The sequence below is a fragment of the Pseudoalteromonas sp. CST2 genome (genome assembly GCF_028599385.1).
GTDB lineage: Bacteria > Pseudomonadota > Gammaproteobacteria > Enterobacterales > Alteromonadaceae > Pseudoalteromonas > Pseudoalteromonas atlantica.
On sequence record NZ_JAQREO010000011.1, the window covers coordinates 16,897 to 36,151 of the forward strand.

Consider the following 19,255-nt stretch of genomic DNA (forward strand, 5'->3'; position numbering starts at 1 on the left):
TTACTAGTGCGCGCTATATTCTGCCCCCTGCTCAATAGCGTTTTATTTTAGATTTTACTTAGAGGTGTTAACCACGTGCAGTATTTACCTATCTTTACCAAACTCGACAACAAACCCGTGCTGGTTGTTGGCGGTGGAGAGGTCGCATTACGCAAATGTCGCGCGTTTTTAAAAGCCCGCGCAAATGTAACCTTAGTGGCACCTTGGTTTTGTGATGAACTAAAAGAACATGCACAAAACAATGAAGTAACGCTTATTGATGCCTATTTTGATGAGTCGCACCTTGATGGCAAAATGCTGGTTATAGCAGCCACAGACTTAGACGAAGTAAACAACAATGTATTTGAGCTAGCAAACGCACGCAATGTATTTGTAAATGTGGTTGATGACCAACCTAAATGTACGTTTATATTCCCATCAATTGTAGACCGTGATCCAATAACCATAGCTATTTCAAGTGCAGGCACCGCGCCAGTACTTGCTCGGCGACTACGTGAAAAGCTCGAAACGTTAATCCCACAACACATTGGCCCACTGGCTACTTTAGTTGGCAGTTTTAGAGACAAAGTAAAACAGCGCTTTAAGCACTTTGCTGATCGCCGCCAATTTTGGGAAGGCGTGTTTGATTCATCAGTCGTAAGCAAAGTGCAAACGGGTAATACCGATGCAGCACAAGCACAACTAGAGCAAATGCTTGATGCCAAAGCCGAGCCAGAAGGCGAAGTGTATGTAGTGGGTGCAGGCCCAGGCGACCCTGAGCTTTTAACACTTAAAGCATTGCAGTTAATGCAGCAAGCCGATGTCGTTGTATACGACTATTTAGTGTCTGATGAAATTATGGAATTAGTACGCCGTGATGCCGATTTAGTCTGTGTAGGTAAGCGTATGGGCGATCACAGTGTAGCGCAAGAAGATACCAACCAAATGCTGGTTGATTTTGCCAAGCAAGGCAAAAAAGTATGCCGCATTAAAGGCGGCGACCCTTTTATTTACGGCCGTGGTGGCGAAGAAGTACAAGTACTGGCTGCCAATAACGTTAATTATCAAATAGTACCGGGTATAACTGCCGCCGCTGGTTGTAGCGCGTATGCGGGTATTCCGCTTACTCACCGCGACCACGCACAAGCCATCCAGTTTGTAACAGGGCATTGTAAAAAAGATGGCCAAGAACTCGATTGGCAATCGCTTGCTAAAGCGCATCAAACTTTAGCTATTTATATGGGCGTTATTAAATCGCCACATATACAGGCTCAGCTTTTAAAACATGGCCGCAGCGCTAATACGCCAGTTGCCATAATCGAAAACGGCACGCGTAAAAACCAGCGTGTTGTTACGGGGCAATTAGGTGAGCTTGCAGATTTAATAGAACGCAACAGTGTTGTATCGCCAGCATTACTTATTATTGGCGAAGTAGCCGCCCTGCACTCGCAGCTTGCGTGGTTTGGCCAAAACGAGCAAACCAGTAGCTTTGCTCAGCCGCTAACCGGCGTATCAAATACATAATTATATTTTACTTAATCACTTTTAATCATTTTAGTAGGACGACTAACAATGGCTTTAACTCACCTTCAGCAACTTGAAGCTGAAAGTATCAAAATCATGCGCGAAGTCGCCGCTGAGTTTGAGAACCCAGTAATGCTTTACTCTATTGGTAAAGATTCATCGGTACTTTTGCACTTAGCGCGTAAAGCATTTTACCCTGCAAAAATTCCGTTTCCGTTATTACACGTAGACACCAACTGGAAGTTTCGTGAAATGATTGAGTTTCGCGATCGCCTTGCAAAAGAATACGGTTTTGACCTGCTGGTACACAAAAACCCAGAAGGTATGGCAATGGGTATTAGCCCGTTTGAGCATGGCTCGGGTAAACATACCGACATAATGAAAACCCAAGGCTTAAAGCAAGCGCTAGATAAATACGGCTTTGATGCTGCATTTGGTGGCGCACGCCGCGATGAAGAAAAGTCTCGCGCTAAAGAGCGTGTTTACTCGTTCCGCGATAAACACCACCGCTGGGACCCTAAAAACCAACGTCCAGAGCTTTGGAATACTTACAACAGCCAAGTTAACCCAGGTGAGAGCATTCGTGTATTCCCACTGTCTAACTGGACTGAGCTTGATATTTGGCAATACATTTACCAAGAAAACATTGAAATGGTTCCGCTTTATTTAGCGAAAGAGCGCCCAGTAGTAGAGCGCGACGGCACCTTAATTATGGTTGACGATGAGCGCATGCCACTTGCTGAAGGTGAAGTACCACAAATGAAGTCGGTACGTTTTCGTACTTTAGGCTGTTACCCACTTACCGGTGCAGTTGAATCTACAGCCAGTAACCTAACAGAAATTATTGAAGAAATGCTGCTATCTACGTCATCTGAACGTGAAGGCCGTGTAATAGATCACGACTCAGCAGGCTCAATGGAGAAGAAAAAACGTGAGGGGTATTTCTAATGTCTACCAATACTAACGACACCATTAACGAAGTAAAAGAGATTGGCATAGACGCCTACCTAGCACGCCAACAAGATAAAAGCTTATTGCGTATGCTTACCTGTGGCAGCGTAGATGACGGTAAATCAACACTGATTGGCCGCCTACTGCACGACAGTCACCAAATTTATGAAGATCAGCTAGCAGCTCTTCATAAAGATAACGAAAAAGTAGGTAACGCAGGCGAAGAGCTAGACTTAGCGCTACTAGTAGATGGCCTACAAGCTGAGCGCGAGCAAGGCATTACTATTGACGTAGCGTACCGTTATTTTTCAACGGCTAAGCGTAAATTTATTATTGCCGACACCCCAGGGCACGAGCAATACACACGCAACATGGTAACAGGCGCATCAACAAGCGATGTAGCCATTATTTTGGTTGATGCCCGCTACGGTGTGCAAGTACAAACTAAGCGTCATAGCTTTATTTGTGACTCGCTAGGTATTAAACAGTTTGTGGTCGCGATTAATAAAATGGATATCGTTGATTTTGACGAAACCGTTTATGAAAAAATTAAAGCCGATTACCTTAAATTTGCTGAGCAACTTAACGTATCAAACATTAAGTTTGTGCCTATGTCGGCGCTTAAAGGCGACAACGTAGTAACACGCTCTGCACATACGCCTTATTACACCGACAAGCCATTGCTTGAGCTTTTAGAAGACTCACCAGCGGCCGAAACCGATACCGGCTTTGAAGCACGCTTGCCAGTGCAATATGTAGTGCGCCCTAACTTAAACTTCCGTGGTTTTCAGGGCACATTGGCATCAGGTAAATTACAAGTTGGCGATGCAATAAAAGTATTACCGTCAGGTAAAACATCAAGTATTAAAGAAATTGTGACCTTTAATGGCAACCTAGATCACGCAGAGGCCGGCCAAGCAATTACCGTTACCCTAAATAGCGAAATTGATATTAGCCGCGGCGATGTCATTGTGCCGCAAAGCTCAAGTGCAACGGTTACTAATCTTATACAAGCTAAACTTGTGTGGATGCACGAAGAGCCGCTGGTACTAGGTAAAAGCTACAATATTAAACTAGGTAGCAAAAATACATCAGCCGTGGTTAAAAAGATTGACCACACTATTGATGTAAATACCTTAGAGCACGGCACAGCCGATTCACTTCAGCTAAACGAAATTGCCATTGTCACGCTTGAACTAAGCGAAACAATATTAGCTGATGAGTATCACAACAACCACGAAACTGGCTCATTTATCCTTATCGACCGTTTATCTAACTTAACGGTTGCCGCAGGTATGATTGAGCAAGTACTAAAAAGCGAAAAACAAAACAGCGATTTCAGCGACTTTGAAATTGAGTTTAATAGCTTAGTACGCAAGCACTTCCCACATTGGCAAGCGCTTGATATTTCAAAACTGTAAGTATAAAAATGTCTGTTAGGAATATAAAAGCATGGTAGAGCAGCTCGTTTTAACAGGCATTATGCTTACTTTAGTTGGGTGCCTTTTTGGCACCCGCATTAATCCAGCATGGTTATTTGTAAGTGCTATTGGTACGGGTTATTTAACAGGCCTGATTGACCTTGAAAGCATGTTAGTAAACTACGCAAACCCGTCGCTCATTACCCTCGTATTATTAGTGCTGGTTTCAATCGCTATTGAAAAAACCACACTCATACAACAGCTTTCCCAATCGTTATCTAAAGGGAGCTTAGTAAAGTCGGTAACAAAGCTTGGTTTATCAACCGCGTTTTTATCGTCATTTACTAACAATACCGCGGTTGTGGCATCGCTTATCACCGCTATAAAAGACAACCCAAATCATTCACCCTCAAAGCTACTATTACCGCTGTCGTACACCGCTATATTAGGCGGCACCATTACACTTATTGGTACATCAACCAATTTAATAGTGAACGGTTTTGCCGTAGATGCAGGCATGGCGCCACTGGGCTTTTTTGATTTTACCTTAGTGGGCATTGGCGCATTAAGTGTGGGCCTCATTACTATTTTAGTGATGCTCAAATACCTGCCCGACAACGGCAAAAACACACAAGAGGTTATTCCCTTTTACTTAGAGGGAAAAGTGCAGGCAGACTCTAAACTTATTGGCCGCACCGTAGAAGAAAACGGCCTACGCGATTTAAAAGATTTATTTCTCGCCGAAATTATTCGTGGCGATGAGCGCATATACGCAGTAACACCTCAGCAAATTATTAGACAAAACGACGTACTGCTGTTTGTTGGCGATATTAAATCGGTGCCCTTATTAAGACGCTTTGACGGATTAAAAGTGGTGCACGACAACCACGAAAAAGACATAGAACACTTAGTTGAAGTGGTTGTAAGCCAATCATCAAAGTTTATTGGCAAAACCGTAAAAGAGGCCCGTTTTAGAGAGCAGTTTCATGCCGCTGTTATTGCCATCCGCCGAGGGCACGATCGCTTACAAGGCGGCCTTGGGCAAGTGCAATTGCAAGCCGGCGACTCCTTAATACTCGCTCCCGGTAAAAACTTTTACTCATTACCTAATTTAAACCGCGAATTTGTGTATATATCGGGGTTTGACTTACAAACACACCTAAAACCTAAACAATCTAATATTGTATTGGCAGGCTTTGCCGCGGTATTAGGGTTAAGCATTGTAGGTATAGTTCCTTTAGTAAAAGGCCTGCTGGTGTTACTCATTGGCTTATTGCTTAGCGGTACAGTTAAACTGAGCGAAGTAAAACGTCGCTTTCCCATTGAGCTACTCGCCGTTGTAGGCAGTGCCATAGGGCTTGCTAAATTAATGATAGAAACCGGGCTTGCCGGGCAAATATCAGATGCCCTATTTATGGTACTAGGTGATTTTGGCCCTTATGGCGCGTTTATCGCCATATTTTTAATGACCGTATTATTCACCGAGCTTATTACTAATAATGCCGCAGCAGCGCTTTCATTCCCTGTGGCTTACTCGCTAGCAGTGGGTTTTAATGTAGACCCACTACCCTTTATTATGGCGGTAGCGTTTGGTGCATCTGCCAGTTTTATATCGCCGTTTGGGTATCAAACAAACCTTATGGTTTACAGCGCGGGTAACTACCGCTTAAAAGATTACATAACAATGGGCTTGCCCCTTTCTATTATTTATTCAATCACGGTATTAACCTTGATCCCGCTCGTATTTCCTTTTTAATACGGGCGCTTACAGTACAAGAGACACACCACTATGGATGAAAATATTGTTTGGCATAACTACGCAACCACAAAAGCACAGCGTAGTGAGCAAAAAAAGCATAAACCGGCCATTTTATGGTTTACCGGTTTTTCTGGCTCTGGCAAAAGCACCGTAGCCAACGCACTAGAAGCGGCGCTTAATCAGCAAGGTGCGCACACTTACCTGCTTGATGGCGACAACGTACGTCACGGCTTATGTAAAGACCTTGGCTTTAGCGACGAAGACCGCATCGAAAACATACGCCGCGTTGGCGAAACCGCAAAACTAATGACCGATGCCGGCCTATTAGTGCTTACCGCGTTTATCTCGCCATTTAGAGCAGAGCGCGACATGGTGCGCAACCTAGTAGATGACGGCGAGTTTATTGAAGTATTTATAGATACCCCGCTTGATGTATGCGAAAGCCGCGACCCTAAAGGCTTATACAAAAAAGCCCGCGCAGGTGAGATTAAACACTTTACTGGTATCGACTCAAGCTACGAAGCACCCAACAACCCAGAAATAATTTTAGATACCAGTAAAAACACCCTAGACCAATCGGTTACACAACTGATAACGTATCTAAAACAAAAGCATATTATAGGTTAACCCCAATGAACCAAACCGAGCTACTAGAAGAAACCCTCAACCTTGCCCGCAAAGCAGGCCAAGCCATAATGGGGATTTACGAAAAGGACTTTAACGTTGAATACAAAGCCGATGAAAGCCCAGTAACCGACGCCGACTTAGCAGCTCATAAAGTCATTGTGACAGGGCTAAAACAGCTCACCCCCGACACACCTATACTTAGCGAAGAAAGCGCTGATATAAGCTGGGACATTCGTCAAACATGGAAAAGCTACTGGTTAGTAGACCCAATCGACGGCACTAAAGAGTTTATTAAAAAGAACGGCGAATTTACCGTAAATATAGCCCTAATCGAAAACGGCAAACCTGTGCTTGCTGTCGTTGATGCGCCCGCGCTTGGTGTATCGTACTTAGCCAGTAACGACATTGGCGCGTTTAAAGACAAAGGCGATGAGCGTATTGAGCTTAAAGTAACCACCAAACCTAATAAAGGGTTAATCCGCGTGGTTGGCAGCCGCTCACACCCATCACCCGATTTAGCCGAGTTTGTAAAACGCTTTGACGACGTTGAAATGGTCTCAAAAGGCAGCTCACTAAAATTATGTTTAGTGGCCGAAGGCAGCGCCGATATTTACCCGCGCTTAGGCCCAACCTGTGAGTGGGATACGGGTGCTGGCCATGCTATTGCTGAAATAGCCGGCGCTAAAGTAACCAAGCTCGATGGCAGCCCGCTTATTTATAACACCAAAGATGAGTATTTGAATCCGTATTTTGTAGTGAGTGCGGTGGAAGAATAAAAGCTAAGAGCTTCGAGCTGTTAGCCACGAGCAGCTCAATGTAAACCTAAACACCGTAGGTTGGGTTGAGTGGAACGAAACCCAACAAGCACTACTTTTTCATAGTGATAAAGTGCTCAAAAAACTCTCAGATACGACCTTCTTGAATGTTTTCGATTCTTTTAAACCACTCCGTTAATTTCTTTGCAAGCTCATGCTCGGAAGGCAACTTCTCTACGACCATCTTAAGATCATCTTCTGAGTTGATACATTTCTTTAAAAGTTTCTCAAAAGCATTCCCTCTATACAATAGCTTCGCATTGTCAGCCTCTGGATTACCAAGTAAAGCTAATGCCAATAACTTCCATATATCATTAGAATCGTCCAAAAGGAAAATACTTTCAAATCTTTCAAATGAAACAAGCCACCTCTCATCCGATAAAATTTTATCTGCTAATACATCAATTGAGTTTGAGTCTGCTTGAAGAAATTCATTAATAACATCTTGGTCTCTTAGCTCTGTTACAGGAAGGTTTTCAAGCACTATACGATCTAAGTAGTTAACTGTTTTAAGTTTATTCTGTAGTTTTTGAGTTTTTAAGATACTGCTTTTAGATTGGTGCTTACCTATATCTAATATTTCCCTTAACAATTCATTAGCATGATACACAAAAGTATCTTCTGATAGTTGCTCAATATTTTTCATTATGTATTCCAAACTCCCAACTTGTGAACCATACTCAAAAGGCGATAAATCTTGAGCTTTTCTGTATTCAGTAACCAAATAATTAAATGTACTTGGACTAGTCTCCCTTAAGACTATTAATAAAAGTAAAGTATTAAAATCAACCTCACCAAGCAACTTGCCTTCAACCCAACAGCTATCTACTCTCCTCATAATTCGTTTTAACATGCGTATAGAGTGAATTAAGTTATTTGCTAAATTTGGAGCTTTAGAAGTCACAGCATTAAAATATGTTGCTTCTCTTCTTAATAAGCTTTGTATATCATTAAACTGCAAATGTTCAGTAAGCTTCATCTGATTGCTATAAAGCTTTTCAATATTAAGCCTCCACCACTTAATAATAAGTTTGGAACAGTCAAATGTTAGTATTGTCTCTAAATGATCAGCTACTTTACTTAATACATCTATGTGCTCTAACCTATTGTTTCCCATTGCTATAATGAAATTAATTTGACTTAACCTTTTTTTCTTTAACCTATCCAACAGTGCAGCGATATCATTTAGCCGCTTTTCACTTTCTTCATCAGTACCACGGTCAACGTCTTGGAGGGTGATCAGTAATTTATGATTGGTTATTTCAAGAACATCATTAAGTTTTTGAAAGCGTATATCTGTATCAACAGGCCCTGCAAGTAATGTAGAAGCGAATTGAAATATGCTACCACCCGATTTTAGGGCTTCGGTATAATGCTTAGGTAGCGTACGAAATGCGCACATATCAATATACTGACTTATGTCATCGATAACATGACTAAGTATCACATGCGCAACACTACCGCTGGCTGCACCCCACGTAGATATATCGCTGTGTATCCAATTAACCTTGTTTTGTTGTTTTACTGTTAGCTTTTCTTTATCAGATGACTCTAATTTTACCTGCTTAGGCTTTTTAAGCTCGCTTGCTAGTGCTGCGACAATGCTACTTTTTCCGCAACCGTATGGTCCACATAGCGCTATGTGCTGCGCCAAGTTTTCTTCATAATCATCACCTCCGTTACGCAGTCGCTCGGTGATACGCTTTGCATACACCTGTAGGTCGGACTCTAACTTTTCTTTACTTTTAATAGTTGTGTCATCTTTAAACCACTCTCTGAAATCATCTAAATCGTTAAAATCATCACCTAAATTAACTCCAATAGAACTGCCTTCATTGTGCGTTTGTTTTATCTCGCTGCTAGTTCGCAACCTTAAAATAGCCAAAAGGCAGTAAAGCAAAGTGAACGTAATAATAAGCGGCCATGGTGTTTGATAATAACCGGATGCAAGCAAGAGTATTACTAAAATAGCGAATAAGATAAACCACGACTTGCCGCCCAACTTTTTGGCTTTCTCTTTGGTCTCTTGAAACACAACAAATAATGCAGATGAAAATAGAGTGATGTGTAAAAACTTCAAACTAGAAAAAAGTAGAGCACCGTCAAGAAAATACGGTCTATAAGCCACATTCACAAAAAGATAAACAAGTAATGCTGCTACTGATAACCACACTGCAATTGTCACTGGTGGATATCGCCAGCTAAACCCAATACCGCGTTTGGGGTGCGATATATAAAACTTATCAAGCAGCAGCTTTATGCCAATACCGGCTAAAAAAGCGCTGCTGTAATGCAAAGCAGGACTCGCATTTAAAATAGCGCCTAAACTTGAATATGACTTTTGTACAAAACCGGCTTTGCTTAAAAATACAGTAATTGTTGCGGCGGTAATTGCGCACAATAAAAGGGAAAGCCAGCGTGTGGCTGTAATAGGGAGAGTTTTAACTTGTGACAACTTAATATCCTTATCAATACGTTACCTTGCCAGTGTATATCAATTGAACATTATTGAATAAGCAAGTTTAATAAATAAATCCGCCTCTTGGCTTTACCGCTCGAATGACGCTATGGCGTGTTGGGTTTCGCTTCGCTCTACCCAACCTACAACTGTGGTGGTTCGGGTATTTGTTTATTTTTACAGCGCTGTTTCGTATTCATGACACTTTTGGTGCAACGGCGTCTAATTAATTAGTCTACAACCCCCCTCAAAACATGAAAATTTTAGCTAAAAACTATATTCTTGCGCGCGATTATTATTTAAATAATGGATGAGTACACACATGACACCATCACAAGATGCAGCGCTTTCAAATGCATCAACAACAGGTGAACACACACCTACTTCTAAATGGAACCTGCACGATACGCAGTGGACGTTAAGCCTTTTTGGTACCGCCGTTGGCGCGGGCATTTTATTTTTACCTATTAACATTGGTATAGGTGGTTTTTGGCCGCTTATTATTATGGCGTGTTTAGCCTTTCCAATGACCTTTTTAGCACACCGTGGCTTAGCCCGCTTTGTGTTGTCGTCTAAAAATAAAGATTCAGATTTTACTGATGTTGTTGAAGAGCACTTTGGTGTAACAGCGGGCAGGTTAATCTCTTTATTATACTTTTTATCTATATTCCCCATTTTGCTTATTTACGGCGTAGGCTTAACCAATACCGTTGACAGCTTTATGGTTAACCAAATGGGCCTTGAGTCACCTTCTCGCGTGTTACTTTCGGGTGTATTGGTTGCCGGTATGATTAGCCTAATGATGGGCGGCGAGCGCTTAATGCTGCGCGCCTTTGCTATTTTGGTGTATCCGCTTGTAGGTATTTTATTTTGCTTATCGCTCTATTTAATCCCTAGCTGGCAAATGCCTGATATGAGCCTACCTGAGGCGGGCAGCTTTACTAAAACACTGTGGTTATCTATTCCTATTATTGTGTTTTCGTTTAGCCATGCGGCGGCTATTTCAAGCTTTGTGAACGTGCAGCGTGGGCATTATGGCAATCAGGCCACTAATAAGGCTGAGGCTATTTTAAAGCGCACTAGCTTACTACTTATTGTATTTGTACTGCTGTTTGTATTTTCGTGCGTGCTTTCGCTTACTAGCGAGCAAATGGCTGCTGCTAAAGCGGCTAACGTATCGATTTTATCTTACCTTGCTAATATCACCAGCAACTCGTATATCGCGACCCTTGGGCCGCTGGTTGCCTTTATTGCGATTACGTCATCGTTTTTAGGGCACTTTTTAGGTGCACGCGAAAGCTTTACCGGTTTGGTGACTAAGCAAACAAGCTTAAGTGCAAAAGTAGCCGACAAAATTGGCGTACTCATTATGTTTTTTGCTATTTGGTTTTGCGCGGTTAAAAACCCGAGCATTTTAGACATGATGGATCAGCTATCTGGCCCTATCATTGCGATGATTTTATTTATTATGCCAATGATTGCCGTATACAAAGTGCCTGCGCTGAGTAAATACCGCAACCGTTTAAGCACCTTGTTTGTACTTGCTGTGGGCTCATTGGCCGTATGCGCGCTTATTTACAGCATGCTTAATTAAGCGAATTGCTATAAATGCCCCACATAAAAAATGGCGCTCACTGAGCGCCATTTTTAATACAACTAAATTGCTTTTAAACTAATTTATTCTGCGTCTGGTAGGTTACGACCGTAGAATATTTCTTGCATTTCGCGGGTTAGTTTAGAGCGAATTTCTTCTTCTTCCTCATCCGACAGCTCATCAGTAGATAGGCCGAACAGGTAAGTGTTTAAGTCGGTTTCTTTTAACATCATTTTGGTGTGGAACAGGTTTTCTTGATACACGTTCACGTCCATCATTTGGTACGCTTCTTTGGTATCTTCTGTCATGAAGTTTTGAATAGAGTTAATAGCGTGGTCTATGTAGTGTTTAACCCCGTTTACGTCGCGGGTAAAACCACGTACGCGGTAATCAATAGTTACTACGTCTGACTCAAGGCTATGAATTAAGAAGTTTAACGCTTTAAGTGGCGAAATAATGCCACAGGTAGATACTTCAATATCAGCACGGAATGTACAAATACCATCATCAGGGTGCGCTTCTGGGTAGGTATGTACACAAATGTGGCTTTTATCTAGGTGCGCAACAACTGAATCTGGTAATGGGCCTGGCGCTTCGTCAGCATCGTAATTTTGCTGCTCTTCTACCGGCTCTTCCGAAACCAAAATAGTCACACTTGCGCCTTGTGGTTCATAATCTTGGCGCGCCACATTTAAAATGTTAGCACCAATAATATCAACAACATCACCTAGTATGTCGGTTAGTCTATCTGCACTGTACTGCTCGTCGATATATTCAATATATTCTTTACGTTGTTGCTCGGTCTTTGCGTAGCAAATGTCGTAAATACTAAAGCTTAAACTTTTGGTTAAATTATTAAAGCCATGAAGTTTAAGTTTATCGAAGGGTTTGTTCATGATAAACCAACCTATAAATTAGTGAAATCTGCACCTGCAGAATGAAAAGTTCGCGGATTTTATACGAATTTTCCTCACGGAAAAAGCGTTATTTTACCTGTTCTTGCACAACTTCGTGGCTGTGGGTAATTTCTACTGTTTTATCAAGCATTAAAGCAACAGAACAATACTTTTCAGCAGAGAGCGAAACCGCACGCGCAAGGTGTTTTTCCGAGACATTATTGCCTGTAACAACAAAGTGTAAATTAATTTTAGTAAATACACGAGGCGCTGTTTCGGCGCGCTCTGAGCTTAGTTGTACTTGCACATCAGAAAAATCTTGTTTGGCTTTTTTTAAAATACTTACCACATCTACCGACGAGCAACAACCTACCGACATAAGTACCATTTCCATTGGACTTGGTGCAGCGCTGTCGCTGCCGGCATCAAAAACTACATTGTGATTAGAATTAGAACGGCCAATAAAGGTGTCGCCTTCAACCCATTTTACATTTGCTTGCATGTGTTTATCTCTAAAAAAATTTTGTTGATTGTATAACAATCTGCAACGATACGTGAGCGCTGAGATTAAATTTAGTGGTGTTATTAATAAGGCGAGAAGTAATAGAAGCGCAGTTATTAGGTCATACTGCGCTGTGTTAACGGGTAACGTTAAGAGGTTTGTGTTACCGCGTTATCAAATAAGTTTTTAATAAGCCCAGCAAACTCATCTATAAATGCGTGTTGTTCAACCGTAACGGGTTGTGAGGTTATGCTGCTTAGTACTTCTTGTAAGTCGTAAACAATACCGTCTACTTCGCGCACTATTTGGCTGCGTTGTTCGGTATTAAGATTGGTATGTTGTTCACAAATTAGCATAACGTTATGCGCTATTACGTCTTCTATGAGTTCCATAACGGTAGGGGCACCGGGTTTGATTTCGCCTGGCTTCTCAAATAACGCTAAATTTTGAGTTAGATACATGATCAAGTCATCGTACCCTTGCCTGTCTAAAACCATTGTGATTTTCACCTTTGAATAACTAATTGCATAGATTTAAGCAGAAAGCGCCACTAATTACTAGCTTTGCGCGATACCAATACAAAAAAAGCAGCCTAAGCTGCTTTTCTCATTCTTTATAACTACAAATAGAACAGTAATTAATCTATTTTTAAGCCTGGGCTTAGTGTTGCTGGCATCGTTACTTTTTCAAGTTCTACCGATGCTACAGGGTATGCACAGTAATCGGCTGCATAATATGCGCTTGCTCTGTGATTTCCTGATGCGCCAATACCACCAAATGGGGCTGCACTTGATGCGCCTGTAATTGGGCGGTTCCAGTTAACAATACCGGCACGAATACGACGTAAAAAGTGATTGTAGTCGGCTTCGCTATCGCTTAATAAACCTGCTGATAAACCAAAGCTGGTATCGTTTGCTTTATCAATTGCGTGGTCAAAGTCATCAAAGCGGAACACTTTTAATAATGGGCCAAAGTGCTCTTCATCTGGGAAGTCGCTAATTGCTGAACACTCAATAATACCCGGTGTTACAAAACCTGTATTGGCTGTGTGCTCAAGCTCTACTAGCACTTCACCGCCAAGCTCAACCAGCTCGTTTTGTGCTTTTACCATGCCTGCTGCAGCCGCAGATGAGATCATAGAGCCCATAAATGGCTGATCCTCATCATCGTAGTTGCCTACTTTAATAGCTTTAGTTGCAGTGATAAGGCGCGCTAAAATGTCATCGCCTTGTTGGCCTTTAGGTAAAAATACTTTACGAGCACACGTACAACGTTGGCCGCTTGAAATAAACGCCGATTGAATAATATCGTGTACCGCGGCTTTAGTATCTGCCACATCTTTAATAATCAGTGGGTTATTGCCACCCATTTCAAGCGCTAAGATTTTACCTGGCTGGCCTGCAAACTGCTCATGTAAAATATGACCAGTACGCGAAGAACCTGTAAAGAATAAACCATCTATGCCTTTATGCGCAGCAAGGGCTTTACCTGTTTCTACTTCACCTTGAACAAGGTTAATTACACCGGCAGGTAAACCGGCTTTTTCCCATAGTTTAAGCGTAAGCTCTGCCACCATTGGCGTAAGCTCTGATGGCTTAAATACTACTGTGTTACCAGCTAAAAGCGCTGGCACAATGTGCCCATTAGGTAAGTGCCCAGGGAAGTTATATGGGCCAAATACGGCAACTACACCGTGTGGTTTATGACGGATCATCGCACGCCCTACCGGCATAGCGTTTTCAACGTCGCCGGTGCGCTCTAAAAATGCTTTTTCAGAAATGGCAATTTTACCTACCATAGCGCCCGCTTCTGTACGCGTTTCCCACAGTGGTTTACCGGTTTCTTGGGCAATCGCTACAGCAAGCTCTTCGCTGTGCTCTTTAAGTGTTGCTGCAAAGGTTTTAACTATCTCTAGGCGCTCGTTAAAGCTTTTATCTGCCCAGCTGTAAAATGCTTCGCGCGCCGAATTTACCGCGCTATCTACTTGCTCTGCAGTCGCTGAAGATGCCTGCCAAATAACGTCGTTATTTGCAGGGTTTACTGAGTTAAATGCGTTGCCTTGGCCTTGTGACCACTGACCATTAATAAATTGTGCAGGATGAGTCATTATACTTTCTCCTTAATTAAACTGGGGTTGCGCTTACGGTGTCGCCCGATTGTAGCTGTAGGGCATCGGCTATTTGTTGCGATAAAATAAGGCTGCTTGCACGCTCATCAAAGCTAAGCGCTGCAACCGTTGCACGGTAATCTTCTAACTTGCCGTTAGCAAGCAGTACCATGGTATCGCCCGATGCTTCGCCTATTTCTACTTTAAAGTCTTTTGCATTACGAATAGTGGCAATGTTATCTACTTTTGCTTCTACTGTTGGGCCCGCATCAAAAATATCGACGTAACCGTTGAAGGTAAATCCTTCATTTTTTAATAGCTCAATAGCTGGGCGTGTGTTGTCGTGTACTTTACCAATCACCGCTTGAGCGTCTTTGCTAAGCAAGTTTACGTAAATTGGGTACTTTGGCATTAGTTCAGCAATAAACACTTTTTGGCCTATACCTGTTAGGTAATCGGCGGTAGGAAAGTCCATTGAGAAAAAGTGCTCTTCTAGCCACTGCCAAAACGGGCTGCTGCCGTTTTCGTCAGACACGCCGCGCATTTCTGCTATTACTGTTTGTGCAAAACGCTGCTCATGTTGTTTTATAAACATAAAGCGTGCTTTTGAAAGAAGTTTACCGTTACAGTTTTTACGATAGCCATCTTTCAGAAATAAGGTACATAGTTCTGTCGCGCCGGTGTAGTCGTTACATAGGGTTAAAATATCAACCGCTTTGTATACATCTAACGTGCGTGATGAGTGAATTACTTTACTTAAGTGGTAATGATAAAACGCATCATCAAGCCCTACTGCAGCTTCAATAGCTGAAGTACCGACTACTTCACCGGTTTCGGTATCTTCAAGAACAAACAGGTAGCCTTCGTCACCAGGTTGTGACGTTTGTTTAGCAAATGAACTTACAGAATGGTCAATTTTCTTTTGCAGTAACTCTTCGTTTAACGGCAAAGATGTAAAACCATGGCCCGATTCGTGGGCAATTTTTAATAACGCTGCGTAATCATTTTGCTGGATTGGGCGAAGGATCATCATGAGTCCGCTTGCTCCCTTATCAATAACGGTAAATAGAATATGCAGGGCAAGCAGGCTTGCCCTTAATAAGGTGGTTTAACGCGCTTAAGCGTTTACTACGCTTGCTACTGCTTTTTCAAAACGCGCCATACCTTCGCGAATATCCGCTTCGGTGATTACTAACGATGGCGTAAAGCGTACTACATCAGCACCCGCTACAAGCGACATAAGCCCTTGCTCGGTAGCTGCTACTAAAAACTCTTTAGCACGGCCTTTGTATTGCTCGTTAACGGCTGCACCAATTAATAAACCTTGGCCACGAATTTCGCTAAACACGTTGTATTTTTCGTTTACCGCGTTAAGAAGCTCGTTAAATAATGCTGCTTTTTCTTTTACGCCCGCCAGTACTTCAGGGGTATTTACAGTATCAAATGCGGCTTCGGCTACTGCACACGCCAGTGGGTTACCACCGTAAGTAGACCCGTGAGTCCCTACTTTTAAGTGCTGTGCAATCTCAGTAGTAGTTAGCATAGCGCCAATAGGGAAACCGCCGCCAAGAGCTTTAGCTGACGTTAAAATATCAGGCACTACGTTTAAACCTTGGTATGCGTATAGCTCACCAGTACGGCCAACACCTGTTTGTACTTCATCAAAAATAAGCAGTGCATTGTGTTTAGTACATAGCTCACGAACGCCTTGTGCAAATTCGTCAGTTGGCGAAATAATACCGCCCTCACCTTGCAGTGGCTCCATCATTACGGCACATGTTTTGTCGTTAATTAGCGCTTCAAATGCAGCTAGGTCATTGTAATCACAATGTACGATGTCGCCTGGCTTAGGACCAAAACCATCTGAGTATGCAGCTTGCCCGCCTACGGTTACGGTAAAGAACGTACGACCGTGAAAGCCTTTGTTAAATGAGATAATTTGTGATTTTTCAGCACCAAATTTATCAAGTGCAAAACGACGTGCTAATTTAAGCGCAGCTTCGTTTGCTTCTGCGCCTGAGTTTGCAAAGTAAACTTTTTCAGCAAAGGTCGCATCGACCATTTTTTTAGCTAAACGCAGCGCAGGCTCGTTAGTCATTACGTTTGATAGGTGCCAAATTTTTTCGCCTTGCTCTTTTAATGCACCTACTAATGCAGGATGGCAATGGCCAAGACAGTTAACAGCAATACCACCGGCAAAGTCGATAAATTCTTTACCTTGTTGATCCCATACGCGAGAGCCTTCGCCTCGAACAGGAATAACGCTTGAAGGCGCGTAGTTAGGAACCATTACGTGATCAAATAATTCGCGATTGACTGTCATTTTTTTTCCTCTTAATTGTGAGCAACACAAAACATCAAAATAGGTGTTTGGTTATAAATGTAACCAAGATATTTACGCACTAAATAGCAAAAGGTTGAGCGTAAAACTGCCTTGTGGTTCAATTTTCAGGCGCTCATTATTTCAGATATTTGTGGTGCTGTCTCGTTAAAAACTTTCATGCAGGCCTTTAAAATAAAGGCCTTGGGATATTATTTCATAGATAGTGAATAACTATCTGCATAGAAAATAAATGCCATTTTTTAATACTTATGCGCCTGCGCAGTGAGTCGCGCCTTACATTAAGTGCTTAAAGCGAGGTGTGCTTGGGGAGATGTTAATGAATGAATAGTCGCAAAAAAATTAACAAAAAATTCAATAGTTAATGAAAATTTGCTGCCACCAGCGGCAAATTACCGATATAAGGACCAGCGAGTAAGCTGCTTTTTAGTCAATTTGAATAGCAAGGTTGGTAAAATTGCTGTTTTCGAGGGCTTTTAGCTCATTTTTAGTGAATTGATGATACGAAAACCATGCCTGCATTTCATCTTGTTCAATAAGTTGGTGCTGTTTTAGGTTTAAATACTGCGAATAGCATCGCGCTTTAAGCATGACTTCACTCATAGGGAAAACATCACTACTTTGCTCAATACCATGAACAAGTTGCGCCATAACATGATTAAACGGCAAAAACTTAAAAGCCATTTTTCGTATAACTTTAGCACTTAATTCAAGTGACTTATTAGTTAGCAATGTGGTTAAAAATAAGGGATCTGGCTTTAGCTCCATCAATGCCGTGTGTAAATCTTTTTGCTGTGCTTCGCGTGCTATTTGCACTTTGCGTTGCCATACCTGTTCAAAGGTTTTTAAGTACAAGCGTACTAAGGCAATACGCCCAACATCTATAAGCATGCCCAGTGTAAACGCATGTACAGGGTTTACATCGTTAAGCTCTGCAATTTTTTGCGCCGCAATTGCATTGGCCATGGCGGCGTCGCGCAGGCGGCGTTTTAATAATGGAAATGGCTCTGTGCTGTGTGGCATCCAATGGCGCATAGCAAAAGTAGGAATTACCAATTGTAAGTTATCAAGGCCAATATAGCGCAGTGCAAGTGCGGGGCTGTCTACTTTGACTGAGGTACTTTTGCTGCGCTGCTTTCGGTAGTAAGGCAGGTTTACCAATGACACTAATTCGCGGCCAAGCCAACTAGAATCATTTACCAATGGCTCTAAACGCCCAACACTTGCCGACTTAACCGCCAGTATATCTAGCATGGTAGCAACGTTATCTTCTATGCCTATGGTGTTTTGAATAACAGCATCCATATCTTCTAATTGCTTAAATATGGCTGTTTCTATTACTTTATGGAGTTGTTTGCTCGCTTGTGCTCGGTACTTATGATGCGCGGTGCTACTTTGCTGGCGTTTATGCTGTGCGGCAACTTCTACTTCTAATAAAGTGCGTTGCTTCATTGGTTCGCCATAATCAATTTCCAGCGTATGAATAAAGCCAATTTGTTGATGTGCAAAACTATGGCCAAGCAGCAAGTCGTGAGCACGCTGGTCAAGCATTGAGGCTATTCGCTTTTGCGACGCAAGTTCAGTCATAAAGTCCATTCAGTATAAGTATTACCATTCGGTGGTTACTGTAAGGTTAGAAGCGAGATAAAAAGTTAGCAAGCAATTCGAGCCCTTGAGTTGTTAAAATAGCCTCGGGATGAAATTGCACGCCTTCAAGAGCAAGCTCTGTGTGAAGTAGCCCCATAATTTCGTCAAACTCACCTTGCTCGGTTTGGCTCCATGCGGTAATGGCTAATTCACTCGGTAAACTGTGTTTTTCGACCACCAGCGAGTGATAACGACACACAGTAAGCGGGTTTTCTAAACCGGTAAATACCCCCTTATTATTATGAACAATAGGTGAGGTTTTACCATGCATGACTTGCTTAGCACGTATAACCTTGCCCCCTAGCACTTGCGCTATAGTTTGATGCCCTAAGCAAATACCCAAAATAGGATAAATGCCTTTTAGCTGCTCAACGACATTGAGTGACACACCCGCTTCGTTTGGCGTACAAGGCCCCGGAGAAATAACAATATGCTTGGGGTTAAGTTGCTTAATTTGCGCAACAGATATTTCGTCATTACGCTTTACCAGCACCTCTTGGTTTAAGCGCTGAAAGTATTGTACTAGGTTATAAGTAAACGAATCGTAGTTGTCGATCATCAACAGCATTACACAACGACCTTATTTAATAATGTAGTGCTCTTTGCTCACATGTGTGGCTTGTAAAATGAGCGA

At 42.3% G+C, this 19,255-nt stretch carries 16 protein-coding genes; 7 read left to right on the plus strand and 9 right to left on the minus strand.

What is annotated here, in order from left to right:
* Positions 1-75 precede the first annotated feature (75 nt).
* From cysG to cysQ, 6 genes are read left to right on the plus strand one after another with little or no spacing between them, the layout of a single operon-like run.
* Positions 76-1,503 (plus strand): siroheme synthase CysG, encoded by a 1,428-nt coding sequence (gene cysG / locus PSH41_RS14040; protein ID WP_024032043.1) that lies wholly within the window; start codon positions 76-78, stop codon positions 1,501-1,503.
* A 48-nt stretch (positions 1,504-1,551) separates the two neighbouring features.
* A complete protein-coding gene (gene cysD / locus PSH41_RS14045) occupies positions 1,552-2,451 on the plus strand; it encodes a sulfate adenylyltransferase subunit CysD (protein WP_004588199.1) in 900 nt (299 codons plus the stop codon).
* Positions 2,451-3,875 (plus strand): sulfate adenylyltransferase subunit CysN, encoded by a 1,425-nt coding sequence (gene cysN, locus PSH41_RS14050; protein WP_024032042.1) that lies wholly within the window; start codon positions 2,451-2,453, stop codon positions 3,873-3,875. The genes cysD and cysN overlap by 1 nt, the downstream gene beginning before the upstream one ends.
* A 31-nt stretch (positions 3,876-3,906) precedes the next feature.
* On the plus strand, positions 3,907-5,631 hold the full coding sequence (locus PSH41_RS14055) for an SLC13 family permease (protein WP_054983400.1): 1,725 nt from the start codon (positions 3,907-3,909) through the stop codon (positions 5,629-5,631).
* Between the two features lie 33 nt (positions 5,632-5,664).
* The gene (gene cysC / locus PSH41_RS14060) at positions 5,665-6,261 is read left to right on the plus strand and encodes an adenylyl-sulfate kinase (RefSeq protein ID WP_273589371.1); all 597 of its coding nucleotides are present in this window, start codon (positions 5,665-5,667) and stop codon (positions 6,259-6,261) included.
* Positions 6,262-6,266: 5 nt separating this feature from the next.
* Positions 6,267-7,037, plus strand: a complete 771-nt coding sequence (gene cysQ, locus PSH41_RS14065; protein ID WP_273589372.1) for a 3'(2'),5'-bisphosphate nucleotidase CysQ — start codon at positions 6,267-6,269, stop codon at positions 7,035-7,037.
* 127 nt (positions 7,038-7,164) lie between these two features.
* Here cysQ and PSH41_RS14070 read toward each other — a convergent pair whose 3' ends face one another.
* Positions 7,165-9,531 carry a P-loop NTPase fold protein gene (locus PSH41_RS14070; protein WP_273589373.1) on the minus strand — a complete coding sequence of 789 codons (2,367 nt, stop codon included), beginning with the start codon at positions 9,529-9,531 and terminating at the stop codon, positions 7,165-7,167.
* A gap of 325 nt (positions 9,532-9,856) precedes the next feature.
* Between PSH41_RS14070 and PSH41_RS14075 the strand changes: the two genes are divergently transcribed.
* On the plus strand, positions 9,857-11,128 hold the full coding sequence (locus tag PSH41_RS14075) for an aromatic amino acid transport family protein (protein WP_248443278.1): 1,272 nt from the start codon (positions 9,857-9,859) through the stop codon (positions 11,126-11,128).
* 83 nt (positions 11,129-11,211) lie between these two features.
* Here PSH41_RS14075 and speD read toward each other — a convergent pair whose 3' ends face one another.
* From speD to PSH41_RS14115, 8 genes are all read right to left on the minus strand, one after another.
* Positions 11,212-12,024, minus strand: coding sequence for an adenosylmethionine decarboxylase (gene speD, locus PSH41_RS14080; RefSeq protein ID WP_004588193.1), 813 nt, complete (start codon positions 12,022-12,024; stop codon positions 11,212-11,214).
* Between the two features lie 88 nt (positions 12,025-12,112).
* Positions 12,113-12,526, minus strand: coding sequence for an OsmC family protein (locus PSH41_RS14085; RefSeq protein WP_004588192.1), 414 nt, complete (start codon positions 12,524-12,526; stop codon positions 12,113-12,115).
* A 149-nt stretch (positions 12,527-12,675) separates the two neighbouring features.
* On the minus strand, positions 12,676-13,023 hold the full coding sequence (locus tag PSH41_RS14090) for a DUF3802 family protein (RefSeq protein WP_004588191.1): 348 nt from the start codon (positions 13,021-13,023) through the stop codon (positions 12,676-12,678).
* 140 nt (positions 13,024-13,163) lie between these two features.
* Positions 13,164-14,633 carry a succinylglutamate-semialdehyde dehydrogenase gene (gene astD / locus PSH41_RS14095; RefSeq protein WP_029774138.1) on the minus strand — a complete coding sequence of 490 codons (1,470 nt, stop codon included), beginning with the start codon at positions 14,631-14,633 and terminating at the stop codon, positions 13,164-13,166.
* A 16-nt stretch (positions 14,634-14,649) separates the two neighbouring features.
* Positions 14,650-15,666, minus strand: coding sequence for an arginine N-succinyltransferase (astA, locus tag PSH41_RS14100; RefSeq protein ID WP_004588189.1), 1,017 nt, complete (start codon positions 15,664-15,666; stop codon positions 14,650-14,652).
* Between the two features lie 84 nt (positions 15,667-15,750).
* Positions 15,751-16,956: an aspartate aminotransferase family protein gene (locus PSH41_RS14105; protein ID WP_273589374.1), complete on the minus strand. Its 1,206-nt coding sequence runs from the start codon at positions 16,954-16,956 to the stop codon at positions 15,751-15,753.
* A 444-nt stretch (positions 16,957-17,400) separates the two neighbouring features.
* The gene (locus PSH41_RS14110; RefSeq protein ID WP_064386547.1) at positions 17,401-18,561 is read right to left on the minus strand and encodes an HDOD domain-containing protein; all 1,161 of its coding nucleotides are present in this window, start codon (positions 18,559-18,561) and stop codon (positions 17,401-17,403) included.
* Between the two features lie 46 nt (positions 18,562-18,607).
* Complete coding sequence (locus tag PSH41_RS14115; RefSeq protein ID WP_273589375.1) at positions 18,608-19,189, minus strand: anthranilate synthase component II; 582 nt, start codon at positions 19,187-19,189, stop codon at positions 18,608-18,610.
* Between the last annotated feature and the right edge of the window lie 66 nt (positions 19,190-19,255).

What these genes read in the sequence shown, in the direction of transcription:
- cysD (WP_004588199.1), top strand. Translation starts at nt 1,552, where the DNA reads ATGGCTTTAACTCACCTTCAGCAACTTGAAGCTGAAAGTATCAAAATC.
- cysN (WP_024032042.1), top strand. Translation starts at nt 2,451, where the DNA reads ATGTCTACCAATACTAACGACACCATTAACGAAGTAAAAGAGATTGGC.
- PSH41_RS14055 (WP_054983400.1), top strand. Translation starts at nt 3,907, where the DNA reads ATGGTAGAGCAGCTCGTTTTAACAGGCATTATGCTTACTTTAGTTGGG.
- cysC (WP_273589371.1), top strand. Translation starts at nt 5,665, where the DNA reads ATGGATGAAAATATTGTTTGGCATAACTACGCAACCACAAAAGCACAG.
- cysQ (WP_273589372.1), top strand. Translation starts at nt 6,267, where the DNA reads ATGAACCAAACCGAGCTACTAGAAGAAACCCTCAACCTTGCCCGCAAA.
- PSH41_RS14075 (WP_248443278.1), top strand. Translation starts at nt 9,857, where the DNA reads ATGACACCATCACAAGATGCAGCGCTTTCAAATGCATCAACAACAGGT.
- speD (WP_004588193.1), bottom strand. Translation starts at nt 12,024, where the DNA reads ATGAACAAACCCTTCGATAAACTTAAACTTCATGGCTTTAATAATTTA.
- PSH41_RS14085 (WP_004588192.1), bottom strand. Translation starts at nt 12,526, where the DNA reads ATGCAAGCAAATGTAAAATGGGTTGAAGGCGACACCTTTATTGGCCGT.
- PSH41_RS14090 (WP_004588191.1), bottom strand. Translation starts at nt 13,023, where the DNA reads ATGGTTTTAGACAGGCAAGGGTACGATGACTTGATCATGTATCTAACT.
- astD (WP_029774138.1), bottom strand. Translation starts at nt 14,633, where the DNA reads ATGACTCATCCTGCACAATTTATTAATGGTCAGTGGTCACAAGGCCAA.
- astA (WP_004588189.1), bottom strand. Translation starts at nt 15,666, where the DNA reads ATGATGATCCTTCGCCCAATCCAGCAAAATGATTACGCAGCGTTATTA.
- PSH41_RS14105 (WP_273589374.1), bottom strand. Translation starts at nt 16,956, where the DNA reads ATGACAGTCAATCGCGAATTATTTGATCACGTAATGGTTCCTAACTAC.
- PSH41_RS14110 (WP_064386547.1), bottom strand. Translation starts at nt 18,561, where the DNA reads ATGACTGAACTTGCGTCGCAAAAGCGAATAGCCTCAATGCTTGACCAG.
- PSH41_RS14115 (WP_273589375.1), bottom strand. Translation starts at nt 19,189, where the DNA reads ATGCTGTTGATGATCGACAACTACGATTCGTTTACTTATAACCTAGTA.